The 1,727-nt window shown below is 66.4% G+C and carries 1 protein-coding gene; it reads right to left on the reverse strand.

The features are described 5' to 3' along the window. Positions 1–1,727, reverse strand: a 1,727-nt coding sequence (locus EOA36_RS34800) for an autotransporter outer membrane beta-barrel domain-containing protein (protein ID WP_127281176.1), incomplete at both ends; no start/stop codon positions are given.

Consider the following 1,727-nt stretch of genomic DNA (forward strand, 5'->3'; position numbering starts at 1 on the left):
CCGTAATGAACGGTCACGCCACCGATCAGGACGCCGGAGGCCATTTGCGCGAGCTGGCCGTCGAGGCCCGCCTGCACTCTCCACAGATCCGCGTCGTAGTCGGTGCCGGTCGTGGACGTGCCGGGGTCGAACTTTTTGTGGGCGGCTTCGATGCGGCCCCAGATCGGACTGCCACCCTCGACGCGGTCGTCCGCATCGGGTTGCGCCGCTCCGGTCCATGAGCGGTTGCCTGCGCGCTGCTGCAGCGTTCCGAGCTGGTTGAAACTCTGCAGCACGCCGGCATAGGCCTCGTAGACCGGCACGCTGGGAGCGTAGAGCGGCGACGTCGGGCCGCCGGGATCGACGGGATTGATCAGCGCGGAGCGCAGGTACCAGTCGCCGTCGGCCGGCGTGGAAATGCCGTTCTGATACATGCGGTAGGCATAGGCGCCGGCCACCACGGCCTGGTCGCCCTGGAAGACGTAATCGCCCAAAAGGTTGAAGGTACCGGCCGACGTGCCGCCGACATCGATGATCTTGATGCCGTCGACGGTCTGCGCGCCACCACCGCCGAGGCCAATCACCTTGACGTTGGCGGTGCCCGAGGTGTTGCCGGTGATGACGAGCTTGTCGGTGGAAGAGGCGTCGCCATCGAGAATAGCCTCGATCTCGACCGTGCCGCCCGCGCCGACGAAATTGCCCTGGATGGTCAGCAGGCCGATGGAATTGCCGGGCGCGATGACGCCGCCGGCCTGGAGTGTCGTCGATCCCACGGTGCCGTTACCGCCAAGCGCTCCGCCCCCGAGAATGGTGACGGCCGAGTTGGCAAGGGAGCCATTGACCGAGAGCTTGCCGGCCTCGATCGTGGTCGCGCCGTTCAGCGTATTGATGCCGGTGAGATCGAGATTGCCGGCGCCCCGCTTGGTGAGCGTGCCGCTGCCTTCGATGATGGAGGCAAAGGTGGCGTTCGCCGGCTGGTCGAAGACGAGCGCGGCGTCGTTCAGGATGTTGCCGGTGCCGAAGCTCGTTGCCTGGCCGATCAGCGTGCCGGCGGAGATCGTCGTGCCGCCGCCGTAGCTGTTCGTACCGGCGAGCGTCGTGCTGCCGGCGCCCTGCTGCACAACTGAGCCGCTGCCGGATATCGCGCCGGCGAGGGTCACGCCGTTGGAGCGGTCGATGATGAGGGTGCCGTTGTTGGTCACGTTGCCTGCTATCGAGCCTGACGTGCCGCCATTGCCAAGCTGCAGCGTGCCGGCCGCGATCGTCGTCACGCCGGCATAGGTGTTGTCGGCGGTCAGGATCGTGGTGCCGGTGCCGATCTGGCTCACCGCGCCGCTGCCGGAGATGACGCCGGCAAAGGTCACTGCATCGGAACGATCGAAGGCAAGCGTCCCGTTGTCGATGACATTACCTGCTATCGAGCCTGACGTGCCGCCATTGCCGAGCTGCAGCGTGCCGGCCGAGATCGTCGTGACGCCGGCATAGGTGTTGTCGGCGGTCAGGATCGTGGTGCCGGACCCCAACTGGTTCACCGCTCCGCTGCCGGAAATGGTGCCGGCAAAGGTATAGCTATCCGTGCGGTAGAAGGCGAGCGTGCCGTTGTTGGTGACGTCGCCTGTTATCGAACCGGATGTGCCGCGATTGCCGAGTTGCAAGGTGCCGGCCGAGATCGTCGTGCCGCCGTTGTACGTGTTGCCGCCGGTCAGGGCGGTGGTGCTCGAACCCTGTTGGATCACGCCGCCGCTGCC

The sequence above is a fragment of the Mesorhizobium sp. M8A.F.Ca.ET.021.01.1.1 genome (assembly GCF_003998025.1).
In the GTDB taxonomy this organism is placed as follows: domain Bacteria; phylum Pseudomonadota; class Alphaproteobacteria; order Rhizobiales; family Rhizobiaceae; genus Mesorhizobium.